Source organism: Micropruina sp., assembly GCF_047606365.1.
In the GTDB taxonomy this organism is placed as follows: domain Bacteria; phylum Actinomycetota; class Actinomycetes; order Propionibacteriales; family Propionibacteriaceae; genus Micropruina.
The window spans coordinates 1-17,071 of sequence record NZ_JASGEN010000053.1 but is presented as its reverse complement, the minus strand read 5'-3'; the positions used below and the strand labels follow the sequence as shown (position 1 = coordinate 17,071).

General features: G+C 69.9%; 16 protein-coding genes. 5 read left to right on the top strand and 11 right to left on the bottom strand.

Annotated features, from left to right (window positions below):
- Positions 1–229: 229 nt before the first annotated feature.
- Positions 230–2,107 carry a CASTOR/POLLUX-related putative ion channel gene (locus QM624_RS07075; RefSeq protein ID WP_415090193.1) on the bottom strand — a complete coding sequence of 626 codons (1,878 nt, stop codon included), beginning with the start codon at positions 2,105–2,107 and terminating at the stop codon, positions 230–232.
- A gap of 162 nt (positions 2,108–2,269) precedes the next feature.
- Positions 2,270–3,823: a glutamine-hydrolyzing GMP synthase gene (gene guaA / locus QM624_RS07070; protein WP_415090191.1), complete on the bottom strand. Its 1,554-nt coding sequence runs from the start codon at positions 3,821–3,823 to the stop codon at positions 2,270–2,272.
- Positions 3,824–3,923: 100 nt separating this feature from the next.
- On the opposite strand from guaA, the gene cysK reads away from it, so the two are divergent.
- Together cysK and cysE are read left to right on the top strand one after the other, a co-directional pair.
- A complete protein-coding gene (cysK, locus tag QM624_RS07065; protein ID WP_415090188.1) occupies positions 3,924–4,853 on the top strand; it encodes a cysteine synthase A in 930 nt (309 codons plus the stop codon).
- A 17-nt stretch (positions 4,854–4,870) separates the two neighbouring features.
- Positions 4,871–5,428: a serine O-acetyltransferase gene (gene cysE, locus QM624_RS07060; protein ID WP_415090186.1), complete on the top strand. Its 558-nt coding sequence runs from the start codon at positions 4,871–4,873 to the stop codon at positions 5,426–5,428.
- Positions 5,429–5,527: 99 nt separating this feature from the next.
- Here the strand turns inward: cysE and QM624_RS07055 are convergent, their stop codons facing one another.
- Positions 5,528–6,139 carry a TIGR03086 family metal-binding protein gene (locus QM624_RS07055; RefSeq protein ID WP_415090184.1) on the bottom strand — a complete coding sequence of 204 codons (612 nt, stop codon included), beginning with the start codon at positions 6,137–6,139 and terminating at the stop codon, positions 5,528–5,530.
- 61 nt (positions 6,140–6,200) lie between these two features.
- On the opposite strand from QM624_RS07055, the gene QM624_RS07050 reads away from it, so the two are divergent.
- Positions 6,201–7,175 carry a helix-turn-helix transcriptional regulator gene (locus QM624_RS07050; RefSeq protein WP_415090182.1) on the top strand — a complete coding sequence of 325 codons (975 nt, stop codon included), beginning with the start codon at positions 6,201–6,203 and terminating at the stop codon, positions 7,173–7,175.
- Positions 7,176–7,380: 205 nt separating this feature from the next.
- On the opposite strand, the gene QM624_RS07045 is transcribed toward QM624_RS07050, so the two are convergent.
- From QM624_RS07045 to QM624_RS07035, 3 genes are read right to left on the bottom strand one after another with little or no spacing between them, the layout of a single operon-like run.
- Complete coding sequence (locus tag QM624_RS07045) at positions 7,381–8,424, bottom strand: GNAT family N-acetyltransferase (RefSeq protein ID WP_415090180.1); 1,044 nt, start codon at positions 8,422–8,424, stop codon at positions 7,381–7,383.
- Between the two features lie 44 nt (positions 8,425–8,468).
- The gene (locus QM624_RS07040; protein ID WP_415090178.1) at positions 8,469–8,756 is read right to left on the bottom strand and encodes a chorismate mutase; all 288 of its coding nucleotides are present in this window, start codon (positions 8,754–8,756) and stop codon (positions 8,469–8,471) included.
- The gene (locus QM624_RS07035) at positions 8,753–9,391 is read right to left on the bottom strand and encodes a hypothetical protein (RefSeq protein WP_415090176.1); all 639 of its coding nucleotides are present in this window, start codon (positions 9,389–9,391) and stop codon (positions 8,753–8,755) included. The genes QM624_RS07040 and QM624_RS07035 overlap by 4 nt, the downstream gene beginning before the upstream one ends.
- A 312-nt stretch (positions 9,392–9,703) precedes the next feature.
- Between QM624_RS07035 and QM624_RS07030 the strand changes: the two genes are divergently transcribed.
- Both QM624_RS07030 and QM624_RS07025 read left to right on the top strand, forming a co-directional pair.
- Complete coding sequence (locus QM624_RS07030) at positions 9,704–9,967, top strand: hypothetical protein (protein WP_415090174.1); 264 nt, start codon at positions 9,704–9,706, stop codon at positions 9,965–9,967.
- The gene (locus QM624_RS07025; RefSeq protein WP_415090172.1) at positions 9,964–10,338 is read left to right on the top strand and encodes a type II toxin-antitoxin system VapC family toxin; all 375 of its coding nucleotides are present in this window, start codon (positions 9,964–9,966) and stop codon (positions 10,336–10,338) included. Before QM624_RS07030 ends, QM624_RS07025 begins: the two co-directional genes overlap by 4 nt.
- Before the next feature lie 55 nt (positions 10,339–10,393).
- Here QM624_RS07025 and QM624_RS07020 read toward each other — a convergent pair whose 3' ends face one another.
- From QM624_RS07020 to mptB (QM624_RS07000), 5 genes are all read right to left on the bottom strand, one after another.
- A complete protein-coding gene (locus tag QM624_RS07020; protein ID WP_415090170.1) occupies positions 10,394–11,500 on the bottom strand; it encodes a GuaB3 family IMP dehydrogenase-related protein in 1,107 nt (368 codons plus the stop codon).
- A 36-nt stretch (positions 11,501–11,536) separates the two neighbouring features.
- Positions 11,537–13,060: an IMP dehydrogenase gene (gene guaB, locus QM624_RS07015; RefSeq protein WP_415090168.1), complete on the bottom strand. Its 1,524-nt coding sequence runs from the start codon at positions 13,058–13,060 to the stop codon at positions 11,537–11,539.
- 196 nt (positions 13,061–13,256) lie between these two features.
- Positions 13,257–14,135: a TIGR01777 family oxidoreductase gene (locus tag QM624_RS07010; RefSeq protein ID WP_415090166.1), complete on the bottom strand. Its 879-nt coding sequence runs from the start codon at positions 14,133–14,135 to the stop codon at positions 13,257–13,259.
- A complete protein-coding gene (mptB, locus tag QM624_RS07005; protein ID WP_415090164.1) occupies positions 14,135–15,583 on the bottom strand; it encodes a polyprenol phosphomannose-dependent alpha 1,6 mannosyltransferase MptB in 1,449 nt (482 codons plus the stop codon). Before mptB (QM624_RS07005) ends, QM624_RS07010 begins: the two co-directional genes overlap by 1 nt.
- Before the next feature lie 151 nt (positions 15,584–15,734).
- Positions 15,735–17,071: polyprenol phosphomannose-dependent alpha 1,6 mannosyltransferase MptB (gene mptB, locus QM624_RS07000; protein ID WP_415090161.1), on the bottom strand; the 1,337-nt coding region annotated here is incomplete at its 5' end.

Here is a 17,071-nt window from a genome sequence, read left to right as displayed (position 1 = left end):
TCACCCCACCAGCAAGAGGCCGTGGACGGATCAAACCAAAGGCAGACCTCACCAGGCACGCCAGTCGAGACCAGGGTCACACGCCCCCTTTGCCGGGAGGGCACTTACATCCTCTACGTCGAGACCCCTCAGAAGGATCTCGACAAGCTCGATCAGCGGTTGCGAGTCAGTGCTCGATCTCGTCCAGCGCCTGCGCCAAGGCGAGTGGACAACCTCGATCAGCGGCGGTTCAGTGCTCGTCCTCGGCGAGCACGATCACCGAATCGCCGGGGCCGAGCCGGATCGGGTCCGATTTGTGCGGGTTGAGGTGCACCCCGTAGCCGTCGGTGCGCGACCAGGACTGCGCGGCCAGCCGGTAGCCGATCGCGGTCTCGCGGCGGTCGGCGGCGGTCGCGAGCACGGTGTAGAAACTCGTCTCGACCTCGGGCTTGAGGTAGAGCTCGGCGGGCCGCAGGTAGATCTCGTCACCCTCGCTGCTGAACAGTTCGTCGAACACCTCGACGAGTCGCGGGTTCTCACTGGCCTGGGCCAGCAGCAGGCCGACGATCCGATCGCTGACGATGAAGTCGTCGGCGCGGGCCACCTCGGCGAGTTCGCGGTTGTGGTCGTCGAGCATCTCGCTGACGATGTTCAGCCGCAACGCCGCCCGGTTGGCGATGTCACGCAGGTGCAGCAGGGTGACCAGCGTCCGGGCGTCCGCGACCTGCGGGTCGGGATGGTCGGGGTCGGCGAGCACCACGATGTGGTCGTACTGCGCCAGTTCCAGCGACCACAGCAGCGTCTTGCTGGTGGTGTCGCCGATCACCACGCGCAGGGTGAGTCCCTCCGGCGCCTCGATGCGGGACGCCCGCTCGTCATCGGCGACCACACAGATCTCCGAGCCGCCGGGCAGGTAGTGGGCGAGTTCGTCGAGCACCTCGCCGATGCCGGCATGATGTCCGATCACCAGGGTGTGCTCGGGGCGGGGAGACATCGCGGGGAGGGACCCGTGCGCCGCGGCGTCCGGCTCACCGGGGTCGCCGAGCCGGATCGAGCTGTCGTCGGCCGCCAGCACCACCAGCTGATCGCCTTCGATCAGGACGGTGTCGCCGGGCGGGTTGAGCATGATGTCGGCGCCGCGGACGACCCCGCACACCGCGCAGTCGGGGAAACGGAAGAGCGCCTCGCGGTAGGTCGACCCGGTCAGGCTCGGCTGCTCGCTGAAGTAGAGCTCGTCGCCGTCGAAGTCGAGCAGTTCGGCGTACACGCTGGACAGCCCACGCTGCCGGCAGGTCTGGGCGGTGAGCCGCCGGATCAGGGTGGTCGCCGGCAGCCAGCGGGACGCGTTCCGGCCCACCAGGCGGGCCGCGTCCAGGTTGTCGGGGTCCTGCAGCGCGGCCACGATCGGCACGTCCGCACCCTCGGGCAAGGTGTGGGTCAGGGCCAGCGCGGTCTTGATCGCCGCGGCGTCCGGGTCGGCGTGGTCGCCGCTGAGCACCACGATGCTGCGTGCCGTCAACGGGTTGGCGATCGCCAGGTCGGCCGGTGAGGTCGGGTCGCCGGTGCGGCAGATGACCCGGGTGCGGTCGGTGCGGCCCACCTTCTCGCGGATCGCGTCCTCCATCTCGACCTTGTCGTGGTCGGCGAGGACGACGATCGCCCGGCCGCGGCGTCCGGCGTTGGCCCGGCAGATCTCGCCGATCAGCAGGAACAGCTGCGGCGACCAGCCCAGGATCAGGGTGTGGTCGGACTCGATCACCCGGCTACGGCCCTTGCGCAGCTGCGCCATCTTGTCGTCGAAGGCGCCGGAGACAATGCCGATCAGGCTGGCCACGATGATCAGGCCGCCGATGGTCACCACCAGCATCAACAGCCGGAACCCCCAACCGGCGTCCGCACCCATGGTTCCGGGGTCGAGGGTGCGCATCAGGTTGCCCCAGACGATGTCCCAGAAATCACCGTCGTCGGCATCCTCGGGGAACGCCTTGAACACCATCACGATCACCGCGACAGCAAAGACGAAACCCACTGTGGCCAGCGCGAGCAGCCCCATGATCGCGACCGTGCCGCGCGCCATGATGTTGTCGAAGGCGTACCGCAGCCGCTCGCTCAGCCTCGGCTCCTGCACGCTCTTCTCCCTTGTCACGGTGCTGGTCCCGGCACCCTAGCGGAGAGCGCTGACAACGCGTAGGCAACCCCGAGCTTGCTCAGCGGTGGCCGTAGGCGTCCCTTCGGTGGACGATCGAAACGACCTTGACCACCGGGACGACGTGCGGCGGAGTCCAGCCGCTCACTCCCACTCGATGGTGCCCGGCGGCTTCGAGGTGATGTCGAGCACCACCCGGTTCACCTCGCGGACCTCATTGGTGATCCGGGTCGAGATGCGCTCCAGCACGTCGTAGGGCAGCCGTCCCCAGTCGGCGGTCATGGCGTCCTCGGAGGTCACCGGACGCAGCACCACCGGGTGCCCGTAGGTGCGGCCGTCGCCCTGCACGCCGACCGAACGAACCTCGGCCAGCAGCACCACCGGGAACTGCCAGATCTCGCGATCCAGGCCGGCCTCGGTCAGTTCGGCGCGAGCGATGGCGTCCACCTCGCGCAGCAGGTCGAGCCGCTCACGGGTGATCTCGCCGATGATCCGGATCGCCAGGCCGGGGCCGGGGAACGGGTGCCGCCAGACCATCTCGTCGGGCAGGCCGAGCTCGGTGCCGACGGCACGCACCTCGTCCTTGAACAGGGTACGCAGCGGCTCGATCAGCGAGAACTGCAGGTCGTCGGGCAGTCCGCCGACGTTGTGGTGGCTCTTGATGTTGGCCGCACCCTCGCCGCCGCCGGATTCCACCACGTCCGGGTAGAGGGTGCCCTGCACCAGGAACTCGATGTCCTTCTCGGCGTTCAGCGCGCGCGCCGCGTCCTCGAAGGTGCGGATGAACTCGCGTCCGATGATCTTGCGCTTGGTCTCCGGCTCGCTGACGCCGGCCAGAGCACCCAGGAACCGGTCGGCCTCGTTGCGGACCACCAACTCGACCCCGGTGACCGCGACGAAATCGCGCTCCACCCGCTCGGCCTCACCCTTGCGCAGCAGCCCGTGGTCGACGAAGACGCAGGTCAACTGGTCGCCGATCGCCTTCTGCACCAGGGCCGCGGCGACCGCCGAATCGACGCCGCCGGACAGCGCACACAGCACCTGCTTGTCGCCCACCTGGGCACGGATCGCGGCGACCGAGTCCTCGACGATGCTGGCCGGCGTCCAGTCCTGGCTGCAGCCGGCGATCCCGACCAGGAACGCCTCGAGCACCGCCTGCCCGTACTCGGAATGCCCCACCTCGGGGTGCCACTGGACGCCGGCCAGGCCGCGGTCCAGATCCTCGAAGGCGGCCACCGGCGAACCGCCGGAGTTGGCCAGGCAGACGAAACCGGGCGGCGGAGCGTAAACGGCGTCACCGTGGCTCATCCAGGCCTTGAAGTCGGACGGCACTCCGCCCAGCAGCGCGCCACCGCCGTCCACGCTGACCTGGGTGCGGCCGAACTCGGACAACCCGGTCTGCCTCACCTCGCCGCCCAGTGCGCTGGCCATCGCCTGGAAGCCGTAACACATGCCGAAGGTCGGGATGCCGGTGGCGAACAGTGCCGGATCGACCTGCGGGGCGCCTGCGGCGTACACCGACTGCGGTCCGCCGGACAGCACGATCGCCTTCGGTTTGCGGGCAACGATCTCGGCCACGGACGCGGTGTGCGGAATGATCTCGGAGTAGATCCGGGCCTCTCGGACGCGGCGCGCGATCAACTGCGCGTACTGCGCACCGAAGTCGACGACGAGGACCAGCTCATGCTCGTGGCTCATGGAACGTCAGTGTAGGGATTGGGAATGGTGTCATGATTTGAGCACCGGAATTCCGAACGCGGCCGAACCCGCGCGATCCATCAGTGAGGACCTGACACACATGCAGATCTACGACGACGTGACCACGCTGGTCGGCCGGACCCCGCTGGTCCGGCTCAACCGCATCTTCGGCGACACCAAGGCGAACGTGGTGGCCAAGCTGGAGTTCTACAACCCGGCCAACTCGGTGAAGGACCGGATCGGCGTGGCGATGATCGACGCCGCCGAGGCGTCCGGGCAGCTCAAGCCGGGCGGCACCATCGTCGAGGCGACCTCGGGCAACACCGGCATCGCGCTGGCGATGGTCGGCGCCGCCCGCGGCTACCGGGTGGTGCTCACCATGCCCGAGACCATGTCCAAGGAGCGCCGCGCCCTGCTGCGCGCGTTCGGCGCCGAGCTGGTGCTGACCCCGGGCGCCGAGGGCATGCGCGGCGCCGTCGCCCGCGCCGAGGCGATCGGCGCCGAGGAGGGCGCCGTCCTGGTCCGCCAGTTCGCCAACCCGGCCAACGTCGACATCCACCGCCGCACCACCGCCGAAGAGATCTGGAACGACACCGACGGCACCGTCGACTACGTGGTGGCCGGCATCGGCACCGGCGGCACCATCTCGGGCGTCGGCCAGATCCTCAAGGAGCGCAAGCCCGAGGTGAAGATCGTCGCCGTCGAGCCCAAGGAATCGGCCATCCTGTCCGGTGGGCAGCCGGGCCCGCACAAGATCCAGGGCATCGGCGCCAACTTCATCCCCGAGATCCTGGACCGCTCGATCATCGACGAGATCCTGCCGCAGAACGCCGAGACCGCCGTCGAGTACGCCCGGCTGGCCGCCGCCAAGGAGGGCCTGCTGGTGGGCATCAGCTCCGGCGCCGCGCTGGCCGCCGCCGCCGAACTGGCCGCCCGCGACGAGACCGCCGGCAAGACCATCGTGGTGGTCATCCCGTCGTTCGGTGAGCGCTACCTGTCGACGATCCTGTACTCGGATCTAATGGACTGACGTACGTCCTTACCTCGATGTCATTGCGCGACTTGGCGGCCTCGGCCTGGTTCCGGGTGAACGAAGACCTGGACACCGCGCTGCGGGAGGACCCCGCCGCCCACAGCAAGCTGATGGTGGCGCTGGCCTACCCCGGCGTCCATGCGGTGTGGGCGCACCGGCTGTGCCACCGGCTCTGGCTGGCGAGCCCGGCTTTACGCCCGCTGGCTCGGTTGCTCTCGCAGGTGTCGCGCACCCTGACCCAGGTCGAGATCCACCCCGGTGCCGTGATCGGACGGCGATTCTTCATCGATCACGGCAACGGGGTGGTCATCGGCGAAACCGCCGAGATCGGCGACGACGTGCTGATGTACCACCAGGTCACCCTCGGCGGACGCTCCCGCGGCCGGTTCAAGCGGCATCCGACGATCGGCAACAACGTGCTGCTCGGTGCCGGCGCCAAGATCATCGGCCCGATCACCATCGGCGAAGGTTCCAAGGTCGGCGCCAACGCGTTGGTGGTCAAGGACGTCCCACCCGGCGCCGTGGTCACCGGGATCCCCGCCAACATGACAGCCGGGGACATCATCGCCTGAGCCCGGCCGATCCGTTGGTCGAGCTTATTCCACCGCTGGTCGAGCATGTCGAGACCTCCACCGGATTGGTTTCGACAAGCTCAACCAGCGGCAGGCTCGTCAAGACTGGGGCGTCCATTCGGGGTCGCGGCCGACCCAACCGACCAGGCGGGCGTAGGGCGGCGCGTCGTCGGCGACCGGGACGACCGGGCCGAAGGGGACGCCGAGTTCGGCACCGCGCGGTTCGGCGGGCAGTGCGCCGGTGATCGGGCCGACCACTGCCGCGGCGACGTCCTGGTTCAGTTCGGCGTCGCGGCCGAGGGCGCGGGCCAGATCCCAGGCGTGCACCGCCAGTTCGCTGGCGTAGATGGCGATCGCCTGGAAGCCCGGCATCGCGCCGGCGGGATGGGCCCACTCGCGGGCCAGCAGCGCGTCGTCGGCCAGCGCGTCCTGCACCGGCGCGAGCCGGGAGCGCCAGGCGTCCGACCAATCGGCATCGGCGATGCCCTCGACGATGGAGGGCACCTCAAACGGTTTGCCACCGCCGGCGATGTGCACGATGCGGTTCTCGACGGCCACTAGGTGGCTGAGCAGTTCGCGCACCGTCCATTCCGAGCACGGTGTCGGTCGACCGAGGTCGGCGACGGTCAGCCCGTCGATCAGCGGCGCGATCTGGGCGAGCGCGGTGTGGAACAGGGGCCGGGTGTCCGGCGCGGTCTGGGTTTCATTCATGACTCCATCCTGATCGTCATTCCTGACATCTCTTGTCAGGTTTTCGTGACAGGATTCTTGTGTGCGGGCCGACCGTTTACTGCAGATCCTCGCCCTGTTGCGGCGGCACGGACGGCTGCCCGCGCGCAGACTGGCCGAGATCCTGGAGGTCTCCGAACGCACCGTGCTGCGCGACATGGAGGCGCTGTCTGCGGCCGGCGTCCCGGTTTACACCGATCGCGGACGCAACGGCGGCTGCGCACTGCTCGAGGGCTACCGCACCGAGGTCAGCGGACTCAGCCCCGGCGAGGCGCAGGCGCTGTTCGCCTGGACGTCGGGCACCGCAGCCGCGGAACTGGGGCTGAGCGGAGAGTTGAGCTCGGCGCTGACGAAGCTGTCCGCCACCGTGCCGGCTCCGGCGTTGGAGACCGCCGAGGCGTTGGCGTCGGTCGTGGTGGTCGATCGGCGGCGCTGGTTCGCGGCGGCCGAAGAGGTGCCGTTGCTGCCCGTGCTCCGCGACGCTACGACACGCAAACGACGGTTGCGGCTGCGCTACGCGTCACCGCGCAACAACGGCGAACCGGGCACCCGCACCGTCGATCCGTACGGCTTGGTCGAGAACGCCGGCCGCTGGTACCTGCTGGCCGCGCACCGCGGACAACAACGCACCTATCGCGTCTCTCGGATCGTTACTGCCACCGTGCTGGACGAACCGGCCCGGGTGCCGGACGACCTGAATCTCGCCGAGGCCTGGGCGCGGCAGCGGGCCGCCTTCGAGGACACCGGCAAGGCGTGCACGATCACGGTGGCCGTTCACCCGGCTGCCGTCGGGTTCTTCACCACCTACTCCCACTTCCAGCTCGCACCGGGCACCGGAGTGATCGAGCGTGGTGACGACGCCGGCTGGCCGGTGGTCGAACTCACCTTCCGAGCCCGGCGGGCCGCGCTGGCGATCGTGCTCGCCTTCGGCGGTGAGGCCAGGCTGCTCTCCCCCGCCGATCTGCGCGAGGACGCGGTGCGGCTGGCCCGCGCGACCATCGAGGCGCATGAGTACTGACTGATCATTCACGTCATCCCGGGCTCCGACCCGGGATCTCGGGCAGGAGAGATCCCGGATCAAGTCCGGGATGACGATGAAGAGGCGTTGATCAGCGGTTCCCTGGCAGGCCCGTCCCGGGTCTCGACAAGCTGGACCAACGGCGGCTGGCGCAACAACCATCGGGATCGGGCACCAATAGCCGTGCCTGATCCCGATCGTTATTTCAGCGAGTGCTGCCCAGCCGCGGGCGACCGCGGTCATGCAGCACCGGAACGATCCGTGGTCGCGCCGCGATCGCCGTGGCGACGTCGCGCAGGCCGGCCAGTTCGGTGAGCAGCGTCCGGGTCGGCGGTAGGAGCCGGACGGCGCCCGCGTCCGCGTCCCGAAGCAACGCGATCGGTGAGATCCACCCCGTGCGGACCGCCTCGGTGGTGGTGTTGCGCCACTCCTGCCCCGGACGCGCTGCGGTGAGGAAGAACGCCACGTCGAAGCGACGGCGTCCGCCGGGCGGGGTCACCCAGTCGTCCCAGGGCACCAGGTCATCGGCGGTGAGCAGCACCCCGCACTCTTCGGCCACCTCGCGGATCGCTGCTGCGGCCAGCAGTTCGGGGGCCGGCAGCTCGGTGGCCGCCCAGGCCGGCAGGTGCGCGGCCGGCACGTCCACCGGCAGCTCGCCGGGCAGCAGTCGCCCGCCGGGGAACACCACCGCACCTTCGGCGAAGTCCATGGTCGACGCCCGGTACTGGACTAACACCTCCAGGCCCGAGGCCCCGTCACGCAGCGGCAGTACGCTCACCGCCGGCCGTGGCACGACGTGTTCGGCGACCTGTTTGGCCAGCGTCACCCGCGCTCCGGCCCGCAACAGCCCGAGCCGTTCCTCGGCCCCCAGTAGCGGGGTCAACGCGACCGGGAGCTCCGCGTCGACATAGCCGTGCCGGCGGTAGAACGGGGCGTTCCACGGCACGTCGGCGAAGGTCCGCAGGGTCACCACCGACGCTCCCCTGGCCCGGACACCGTCCTCGGCCGCGGCGAGCAGGGCCGCGCCCAGTCCCTGGCGCTGGGCGTCCGGATGCACGCTGAGCTGCTCCAGGTGGAACCGGGCGTCGAACTCCAGCACGTGCGCAAAGCCGAGGATCCGCTCGTTCGGGTCGACTGCGACCAGTGCGAACCCCCGGGCAGCGAGCGCGGCCGCCCGCTCGGGCGGCGACGCCGGCAACACCACGACGCCGTCGAACAGCGCGTCGGCGGCCGCTTCGATCTCGTCCAACGCCACCCCGTCGTCCGCGGTGGCCGGACGGATCCGGAACGTGCTCAGTTCGTCTCCCGGGCGATCCGCTCGTGATGCCGGACGACCTCGGACACGATGAAGTTCAGCAGTTTCTCGGCGAACTCGGGATCGAGTTGGGCGTCCTTGGCGACGGTGCGCAGCCGCTCGATCTGGCGGGCTTCGCGGTCGGGATCGGCCGGCGGCAGCCCCACCTCGGCCTTGAGTTCACCCACCCGCCGGGTGATCTTGAACCGCTCGGCCAGCAGGTAGATCAGTGCCGAATCGAGATTGTCGATGCTGTCGCGCATCCGCGCGAGTTCGGGATGCGTCATGCCTTCGCCTTTCCGATGCCGCTCATCCGCCGGAACACACCGAAAGCGCCCAGCGCCGCGAAGATGAAGTAGAACAGGGCGTCGCTGCCCAGGTCCTGCCACAGCTCGCCGTTGAACAGGTTGCCGAACACCAGTTCCAGCGCCTCCTGTGTGGTGCCGGCGCTGCCCATCTCTTCCCAGTAGTAGTCCCAGACCGCGCTGGCCACCATGGAGAGGAAGCCGAGCACGATGCCGACCGCGATCAGCACCAGCAGCGGGACCCGCCCCTTCACCGGGGCTCCGCCGAACCTGCCGTACGCCCAAGCGGCACCCATGGCCATCAGCCAGGCGGTGATGCTGGCGATGAAGCCCCAGTGGTAGATCGCCGCGGTGAGCCCGCAACAGACCAGGACGACCACCGCAGCCGCGAGCAGGCCGAGGCCGACCCGTTCGGGCGCTTGAGTTGCAGCGACCGGGAACTCTCCGCCGGAGGCGGGATACGAGCCAGGAGCCTGCTGAGGTCCAGCAGTCGGTGCGCCCGGGTACTGCGGACCGGCTCCCGGGTACTGAGCCCCGGCATTCGGATACTGAGCTCCCCCGACCGGGTACTGAGCCCCGGGACCTGCCTGCTGCCCGCCTGCACCCGGGTACGGCATACCCGCGCCCGGGTAGCTCGCACCGGCATCCGGATACGACGCACCGCCCGGATTCTGGGGGGCAGGAGCCGGATACTGGGGACCCGGAGCCGGATAGCCGCCCCCTTGGGCGGGGAAATGCGAGCCCGTGTCGGTTCCCGACGGGAACTGACTCCCCGGACCGGGCTGCTCACTGCTGGGCCGCTGTCCGGGGAGGGAGGCGGGCGGGTCGAACTCGGGACCCGGCGGTCCGGACGAGGGCGTACTCATGAGCGCATCGTAGCGATCGCCGCTACCTGTACCACTGAAATTCTCGGTGGTACACTCCGGGCTATGCCGACGACGCTGACCCGGATCCAAGTCACCCAGACCCCGCCGGTCGCCCGCGCGCTGGAGATCGCCGCGAAGGAGTGGCCCGGCGTCCCTCGCTCCGAGCTCATCACCCGGCTGATGACGGCCGGAGCCGAGTCGGTCGAGACGGCCCGCGCCGAGCGCCGGGCAGCGCGACGCAGGGTGCTCGAGGAAACCAGGGGAACCATGAAGGACGCCTATCCCCCTGGTTACCTCGAGGAACTGCGGAAGGACTGGCCGGCATGATCGTCCTCGATGCGAGCGTGCTGATCTCTCACCTGATCGAGGACGTTCACAGCACGCGTGCACTCGACATCATCGACACCGAGGAAGAACTGGCGATCCATCCGATCACACTCGCCGAGTGCCTGGTGGGTCCGGTGCGGGTGAGCCGCGAGGCCGAAGCGATGCGCACGATCGAGGCTCTGGGCATCGATCGGCTGCGGATCTCCACCGAGCAGCCGCTCACCCTCGCCAAGCTACGAGCCAGCACGTCGCTGAAGCTGCCCGACTGCTGCGTACTCGCCGCCGCGATCGAGACCGGTGCCACCCTGGCCACCTTCGACGTCACCCTCGCGAAGGCGGCGTCCGAGCACGGGGTCGCCGTCGCGCAGTAGCCGGATTGTGCAGAGTCTCGACGAGCTCGACCAACGGCAGGTTCCGACGACAACCTCAGCGGTGGACGACGATCTCCACCCGCTGGAACTCCTTGACCTCGGTGTAACCGCAGGTCGCCAGGGCGCGACGCAGGGCGCCGACCAGGTTCATCGTGCCGTCCGGGGTGTGCGAGGGGCCGTGCAGGATCTGCTCGAGGCTGCCGATCGCACCGAACCGGACGCGCTCGCCGCGGGGCAGGCTGGGGTGCCAGGCCTCCGGACCCCAGTGGTAGCCGTGTCCCGGCGCCTCGGACGCGCGGGCCAGTGGCGAACCGACCATCACCGCGTCCGCACCGCAGGCGATCGCCTTGGCGATGTCACCCGAGCGGCCCAGGGCGCCGTCGGCGATCACATGCACGTAGCGGCCACCGGACTCGTCCATGTAGTCGCGGCGGGCTTCAGCCACGTCGGCCAGCGCGGACGCCATCGGCACCTCGACACCCAGCACGTTGCGGGTGCGCTTGGTCGCGCCACCGCCGAAACCGACCAGGACGCCGGCCGCACCGGTCCGCATCAGGTGCAGCGCCGCCTGGTAGGTGGCGCAGCCGCCGACGATCACCGGCACGTCGAGGGCGTAGATGAACTCCTTGAGGTTCAGCGGCTCCACCGCCGACGACACGTGCTCGGCCGACACCGTGGTGCCGCGGATCACGAAGAAGTCGACCCCGGCCGACTCGACCACCGAGGCGAACGCCTTGCAGTTCTCGGGCGACAGCGAGCCGGCAACCGGTACGCCCGCCTCACGGATCTCGTTGAGCCGCTGGGTGATCAGCTCACCGCGGATCGGCGAGGCGTAGATCTCCTGCATCCGACGGGTCGCGCTGACCTGATCCTCGATCTGGGACAGCTCCTCCAGCAGCGGCTCAGGGTCGTCGTAGCGGGTCCACAGGCCCTCCAGGTTGAGCACGCCGAGACCGCCGAGCCGTCCGAAAGCAGCCGCGGTCGCCGGCGACATCACCGAATCCTGCGGCGCCGCCACGATCGGGAAGTCGAAGGTGAGGGCGTCGATCGACCAGTTCAGCCGGACGTCCTCGATGTGCCGGGTGCGCCGGGTCGGGACGATCGCGATGTCGTCGAACGAGTACACCGGTTGGGCACGCTTGGATCGGCCGATCTCGATCATGGGGCAGGCTCCTTCGCCTTGTCAGGCAACGAGGGGTCAGTTGGGAGAGGCGTAGTTGGGCGCCTCGACGGTCATCTGGATGTCGTGCGGGTGCGATTCACGCAGACCGGACGCGGTGATCCGGACGAACCTGCCACGCTGATGCAGCTGGTCGATGGTGGCGGCACCGGTGTAGAACATCGACTGCCGCAGCCCGCCGATCAGCTGGTAGGCGACGGCGGACAGCGGGCCACGGTAGGCCACCTGCCCCTCGATACCCTCGGGGATCAGCTTGTCGTCGGAGGTGACGTCGCCCTGGAAGTAGCGGTCCTTGGAGTAGGACGCGCGGCGTCCGCGAGCGGCCATCGCACCCAGCGAGCCCATGCCCCGGTAGGACTTGAACTGCTTGCCGTTGATGAACACCAGCTCGCCCGGGCTCTCTTCGCAGCCGGCCAGCAACGAACCCAGCATCACCGTGTCGGCGCCGGCCACCAGCGCCTTGGCGATGTCACCGGAGTACTGCAGGCCACCGTCGCCGATCACCGGCACCCCGGCCGGACGGCAGGCGCGGGCCACGTCGTGGATCGCGGTCACCTGCGGGACGCCGACCCCAGCCACCACCCGGGTGGTGCAGATCGAACCCGGTCCAACACCCACCTTGACGCCGTCAGCGCCGGCATCGACCAGCGCGGACGCGCCGGCGTAGGTAGCGACGTTGCCGCCGATGATGTCGACCCCGGCGGCGGCCGGATCGGCCTTGAGCCGGGCGATCATCTCGAGCACGCCGGTGGAATGCCCGTGCGCGGTGTCGACGATGATGGCGTCCACCCCGGCCTCGACCAGTTGCATGGCGCGCTGCCAGGAGTCGCCGAAGAAGCCCACCGCGGCACCGACCCGCAGCCGGCCCTGCTCGTCCTTGCAGGCCAGCGGGTACTTGTCGGACTTCACGTAGTCCTTCAGCGTGATCAGGCCGCGCAGGGTGCCGTCGGTGTCCACCAGCGGCAGCTTCTCGATCTTGTGCCGGGCCAGCAGCCGCAGCGCCTCTTCGCTGGTGATGCCGGGCCAGCCGGTGACCAGCGGCATCGGGGTCATCACGTCGGCAACCCGGCGATGCTGGTCGTCCTCGAATCGCATGTCGCGGTTGGTGACGATGCCGAGCAGCTTCATGTCCTCATCGACCACCGGGACGCCGGAGATGCGGAATTTGCCGCACAACTCGTCGACCTCGCCGATGGTGCGATCGGCGGTGATGGTGATCGGCTGATCCACCATGCCCGCCTCGGACCGCTTCACCCGGTCGACCTGGGAGGCCTGCTCATCGGCCGGCATGTTGCGGTGCAGGATGCCCATGCCGCCCTCGCGGGCCATCGCGATCGCCATCCGGGCCTCGGTGACGGTGTCCATCGCGGCGCTGAGCAGCGGCACATTGAGCCGGATCCGCTTCGACATCTGCGTCGAGGCGTCCACCTGGGACGGGATGACGTCGCTGGCGTTCGGCTGCAGCAGCACGTCGTCGAAGGTGAGACCGAGCGTCGCGAACGGCGCGGGCACGCCGGCCGGGGTCAGATCGGACGAGGACATCGAGGCACCACTCCTTCGCGCGGGATGGTCAGTCTATGCGTCACCGGACGGCAACCCGGTCGCGTCCATCCGACCCGTCAAAGCCTCAGGGACTGGTCATCCCTGCGCCTCACGCACTCCGTCATCCCGGCGAACGCCGGGATCTCATCACGCACCGCAGAGATCCCGGGGCGAGCCCGGGATGACGCGAGCGGCCTCAGGCGACGGAGGCCAGCGCGTCGTCCAGGTCGGGCCGGTGGAAGGTGAAGCCGTCGTCGAGCAGCCGGCGGGGCTGGACGCGGGTGCCGCTGAGCAGCGCCTCGTCCACCATCTCGGAACCGAACAGCAGCTGCAGCGCGGGCAGCGGCATCGGGATCAGTGCCGGCCGGTGCAGCGCGTTCGCGAAGGCGGCGGTGAACCGGGCGTTGGTGACCGGGTTCGGCCCGCACAGGTTGACCGGTCCGGTGAGCGTCGAGGTGAGCACATGCGCGACGGCCCGGGTGTAGTCGTCGATGTGGATCCAGGACACGAACTGCCGGCCGGAACCCAGCCGTCCGCCGAGACCGAGCCGGAACGGCAGCCGCTGCTTGCCCAGGAAGCCGCCCTCGGTGGTGAAGACGTGGCCGGTGCGCAGGTAGGCGGTCGGCACCGGCGCGGCGTGTGCGGCGCGTTCCCAGTCGGCCACCAGTTGGGCCAGGAAGCCGGCGCCCTGCGGCGTCCGTTCGTCGACCATGGTTTCGCCGGTGTCGCCGTAGTAGCCGATCGCGGAGCCGTTGAGCAGCCGCCGGCAGCGGCCGGCCGGCTCGAGTGCCGCGGCCAGCGTCGTGGTGCTGTTCAGCCGTGAACTGCGCAACTCGGCCTTGCGTTCGGTGCTCCAGCGGGCGTCGGCGATGCCGGCGCCGGAGAAGTTGATCACCGCGTCCACGTCGGCCAGGCCGGGCGCGGCGATCCGTCCGGCGTCGGGGTCCCAGCGGCGTTCGTTCGGTCCGGACGCCTCACGGCGCACCAATGCCAGGACCTCGTGACCGTTGGCCAGCAGGTGGGCGGTGGTGGCACGTCCGAGCAGACCGGACGCGCCGGCAATGGCGATGCGCATCAACCCAGCCTAGTGACCCGCTGATCAGGCGGACGTGCACCGGCCGGTACCAGGTCAGCTCCGGACATCGCCCAGAGCGCGAAAGCGGCCACACCGAAACCGAGGCCACCGACCAGGGAGGGCAGCACCGACAGGTTGTACAGGTTGGTCAGCGCGTAGGCCATCAGATAGCCGAAGCTGCCGAACACCACCCATTCGGCCGCGGTGCTTCCCAGCGGGATCAGCGCCAGCAGGGCCAGGCTGAGCCCGATGTACCACGGGTGCAGCGCCTGACCGATGAACAGCACCAGCAGCGAACCCCAGGCGGTCGCCCGGAGCGGACGCTCGGGCCGGGTCAGGATCAGCGCCGCCAGGCCGAGCACGGCCAGGATCGCGAGCATCGTGTTCGCCGGGCCGGTCCAGTCGCGTCCGGTCCAGATGAAGGCGTCCCCGATCGCCACCGACAGCGTCATGGTGCGGGCCCGGCCCATCTGCGACAGCCACTGCGTCCAGCCGAAGCCCAGGCCGGTGGCCAACGACACCGCGACGAAGGTGACCAGGGCGACGACGGTCGCGGCCGCCGTCCGCCAGCCGAGCACGAGGATCCGTTGCAGCCAGGGCAGCCGGGCCAGTTGCGCGGCGACCGGCAGCCCGGCTGCGGCGAGGACGGCCAGGCCGGCCTGCTGTTTGAGCGCCATCGCCAGGCCGATGACGATCGGCGCCAGCACCAGGCTCGCCGAGATCCTGGGGACGGCCTGCAGACTCAGCCACAGCGCGGACACCACCACACCCGCCATCAGGGTGTCGTTGTGCGCCCCGCCGATCAGGTGCACGATCGTCACCGGATTCAGCACGCCCAGCCAGATGGCCCAGTTGCGGTCGGTTCCCAGCCGGTCGGCGAGGCGGGGCAGGAAGATCGCCAGCAGCCCGACGCCGACGAGCGCGGGCAGTCGCTGCGCGATCACCCCCCAGTAGGGATGCATGCCGGCCAGTTGCACCATCAGCCGGTTGATCTCCAGCGCGAGCGGCGGGTAGGCCACCCCGTGGCCGGCCCAGAAGTCGTCGACGAAGGGCTCGAAGGGGCCGCCGAAGCTGCCCAGCACATTCACGTAGGGGTTGCCGCCGTGGGCCAGGATCCAGCCCAGGTCGGCGTAGAGGAACGGGTCGCCGCTCATCACCGGCGGCACCACCACCAGCGGCGCGGCCCACAGCAGCCACAGCCGGGCGGGCAGGACACGTCCGGAACGCGGCACCAGCAGCAGCCAGCCCACCGACAGCAGCACGCAGCCGGATGCCACCAGCAGCTTGCCGGTGTCGTGGCTGATCGTCGTCGCCAGGGCCGCGATCGGCCCGACGCCCCAACCCAGCGGGTTGAACGAGAAGCCGTTGCTACAAGCCCCGACACCGACCAGCACCGCCCCGACGAAGCCGATCCACACGCCCGGAGAACGCCACGGGAACGCGGGCATAGGCAACCTTCAGCTCGGGGACGGTCGGTGCGACGATCCTAGCGAGCCGGGGTGAGCGGACGCCCCTCGGCTCTGCCGGTAGGGCCCTCCCTAACTATCTCTGCCCTCCCGCATGTGGGAGGGCAGAGATAGTTAGGGAGGGGGTTACGGGTCAGGGGACCGAGTGCCAGACCACGGTCTGGACGGCGTTCCAGATCGCGAAGGCGACCAGGAAGGCGGTGGTCCAGCCGAACTGGCGCCGGGTCAGCGGCAGCAGCGCCAGCAGGGCGATCGACCACGGGATGTACCAGGGGTGCATCGACTGGCCGAGCACGCTGACCGCCAGCGAACCCCAGGCGACGGCCGCCAGCGGACGGTCGGCGAACCGCACCAGCACCCAGACCAGCACCACCAGCAGGGTGAGGGTGGACGCCGTCCCGACCGCCGCCAGCCACGCCGACGGATCACCTCCGGCCGATTCGATCAGCAACTCGCCGGCCTGGGCGAGCAGCGAGAACGGGGCCGCCGTGCCGGCCTTGCCCATCAGCGACAGCCACGCCGTCCAGCCGAAACCGAGACCGGACGCCAGCGACACCGCGACGAAGGTCACGACCGCGACACCGGCCGCCACCGCGCTGCGCCAACCGAGCAGCCAGAGCCGCCGCGGCACAGTCTCGGACGCCAGCCGCGCAGCGACCGGCAGCCCGGCGCAGGCCAGCACCGCCAGCCCAGCCTGCTGCTTGAAGGCCATCGCCAGACCGATCACCAGCGGGCCGGCGAGCAGAGCCCAGGCCCAGTGCCGTCCGCGCAACGCCAGCCAGATACCGAGCAGCGCCACCGCAACCATCAGCGCGTCGTTGTGCGCACCACCCACGAAATGCAGCACCACCAGGGGGTTCAGCAGCCCCCACCACAGCGCACGGTCGGCGTCCAGACCGAGATCACGGGCCAGCCGGGGCAGCACCCAGGCGATCACCGCCAGCGCCACCAGCACCGGGAAACGCATCGCGATGATGCCCCCGTAGACCGCGAACCCGGCGACCCGGACGACCAGCGCGTCGGTGAGCAGCGCCAGCGGCGGGTAGGCCACCCCGTTGCCCGCCCACAACGGATCGACGTGCGGGGCATACGGTCCGCCGGCCCCGGTCAGTCCGACCAGATACGGGTTCTGGCCCTGGTTCACGATCCAGCCCAGATCGGCGTACAGCACGGCATCGGCCGAGAGCACCGGCGGCACCAGCAGCAGCGGCACGCTCCACACCGCCAGCACGGCCAGCAGCACACGTCGCGACCGGGGGTGCGACGGATCGGGCCGCAGCCACCACCAGGCCAGCGCCAGCAACCCGACCCCGGCCACGATCGCCACGCGGTTCCACGGCAGCGGCAGCGCCAGCCCGATCGCGTTCACCGTGGCCGACGGCCAGCCGTGCGGGCCGAACGCGAACTCGGGGTGGCAACTTCCCCAGCCGAGCAGGGCGGTACCGGCGGCGCCGACCGCGGCCGCGCGGC

Excerpts from the sequence above, each read along its gene's own strand:
- QM624_RS07030 (WP_415090174.1), top strand. The coding sequence starts at position 9,704 with ATGCCGACGACGCTGACCCGGATCCAAGTCACCCAGACCCCGCCGGTC.
- QM624_RS07010 (WP_415090166.1), bottom strand. The coding sequence starts at position 14,135 with ATGCGCATCGCCATTGCCGGCGCGTCCGGTCTGCTCGGACGTGCCACC.
- QM624_RS07020 (WP_415090170.1), bottom strand. The coding sequence starts at position 11,500 with ATGATCGAGATCGGCCGATCCAAGCGTGCCCAACCGGTGTACTCGTTC.
- cysK (WP_415090188.1), top strand. The coding sequence starts at position 3,924 with ATGCAGATCTACGACGACGTGACCACGCTGGTCGGCCGGACCCCGCTG.
- QM624_RS07025 (WP_415090172.1), top strand. The coding sequence starts at position 9,964 with ATGATCGTCCTCGATGCGAGCGTGCTGATCTCTCACCTGATCGAGGAC.
- QM624_RS07035 (WP_415090176.1), bottom strand. The coding sequence starts at position 9,391 with ATGCCGTACCCGGGTGCAGGCGGGCAGCAGGCAGGTCCCGGGGCTCAG.
- QM624_RS07040 (WP_415090178.1), bottom strand. The coding sequence starts at position 8,756 with ATGACGCATCCCGAACTCGCGCGGATGCGCGACAGCATCGACAATCTC.
- guaB (WP_415090168.1), bottom strand. The coding sequence starts at position 13,060 with ATGTCCTCGTCCGATCTGACCCCGGCCGGCGTGCCCGCGCCGTTCGCG.
- mptB (WP_415090164.1), bottom strand. The coding sequence starts at position 15,583 with ATGCCCGCGTTCCCGTGGCGTTCTCCGGGCGTGTGGATCGGCTTCGTC.
- guaA (WP_415090191.1), bottom strand. The coding sequence starts at position 3,823 with ATGAGCCACGAGCATGAGCTGGTCCTCGTCGTCGACTTCGGTGCGCAG.
- QM624_RS07055 (WP_415090184.1), bottom strand. The coding sequence starts at position 6,139 with ATGAATGAAACCCAGACCGCGCCGGACACCCGGCCCCTGTTCCACACC.
- cysE (WP_415090186.1), top strand. The coding sequence starts at position 4,871 with ATGTCATTGCGCGACTTGGCGGCCTCGGCCTGGTTCCGGGTGAACGAA.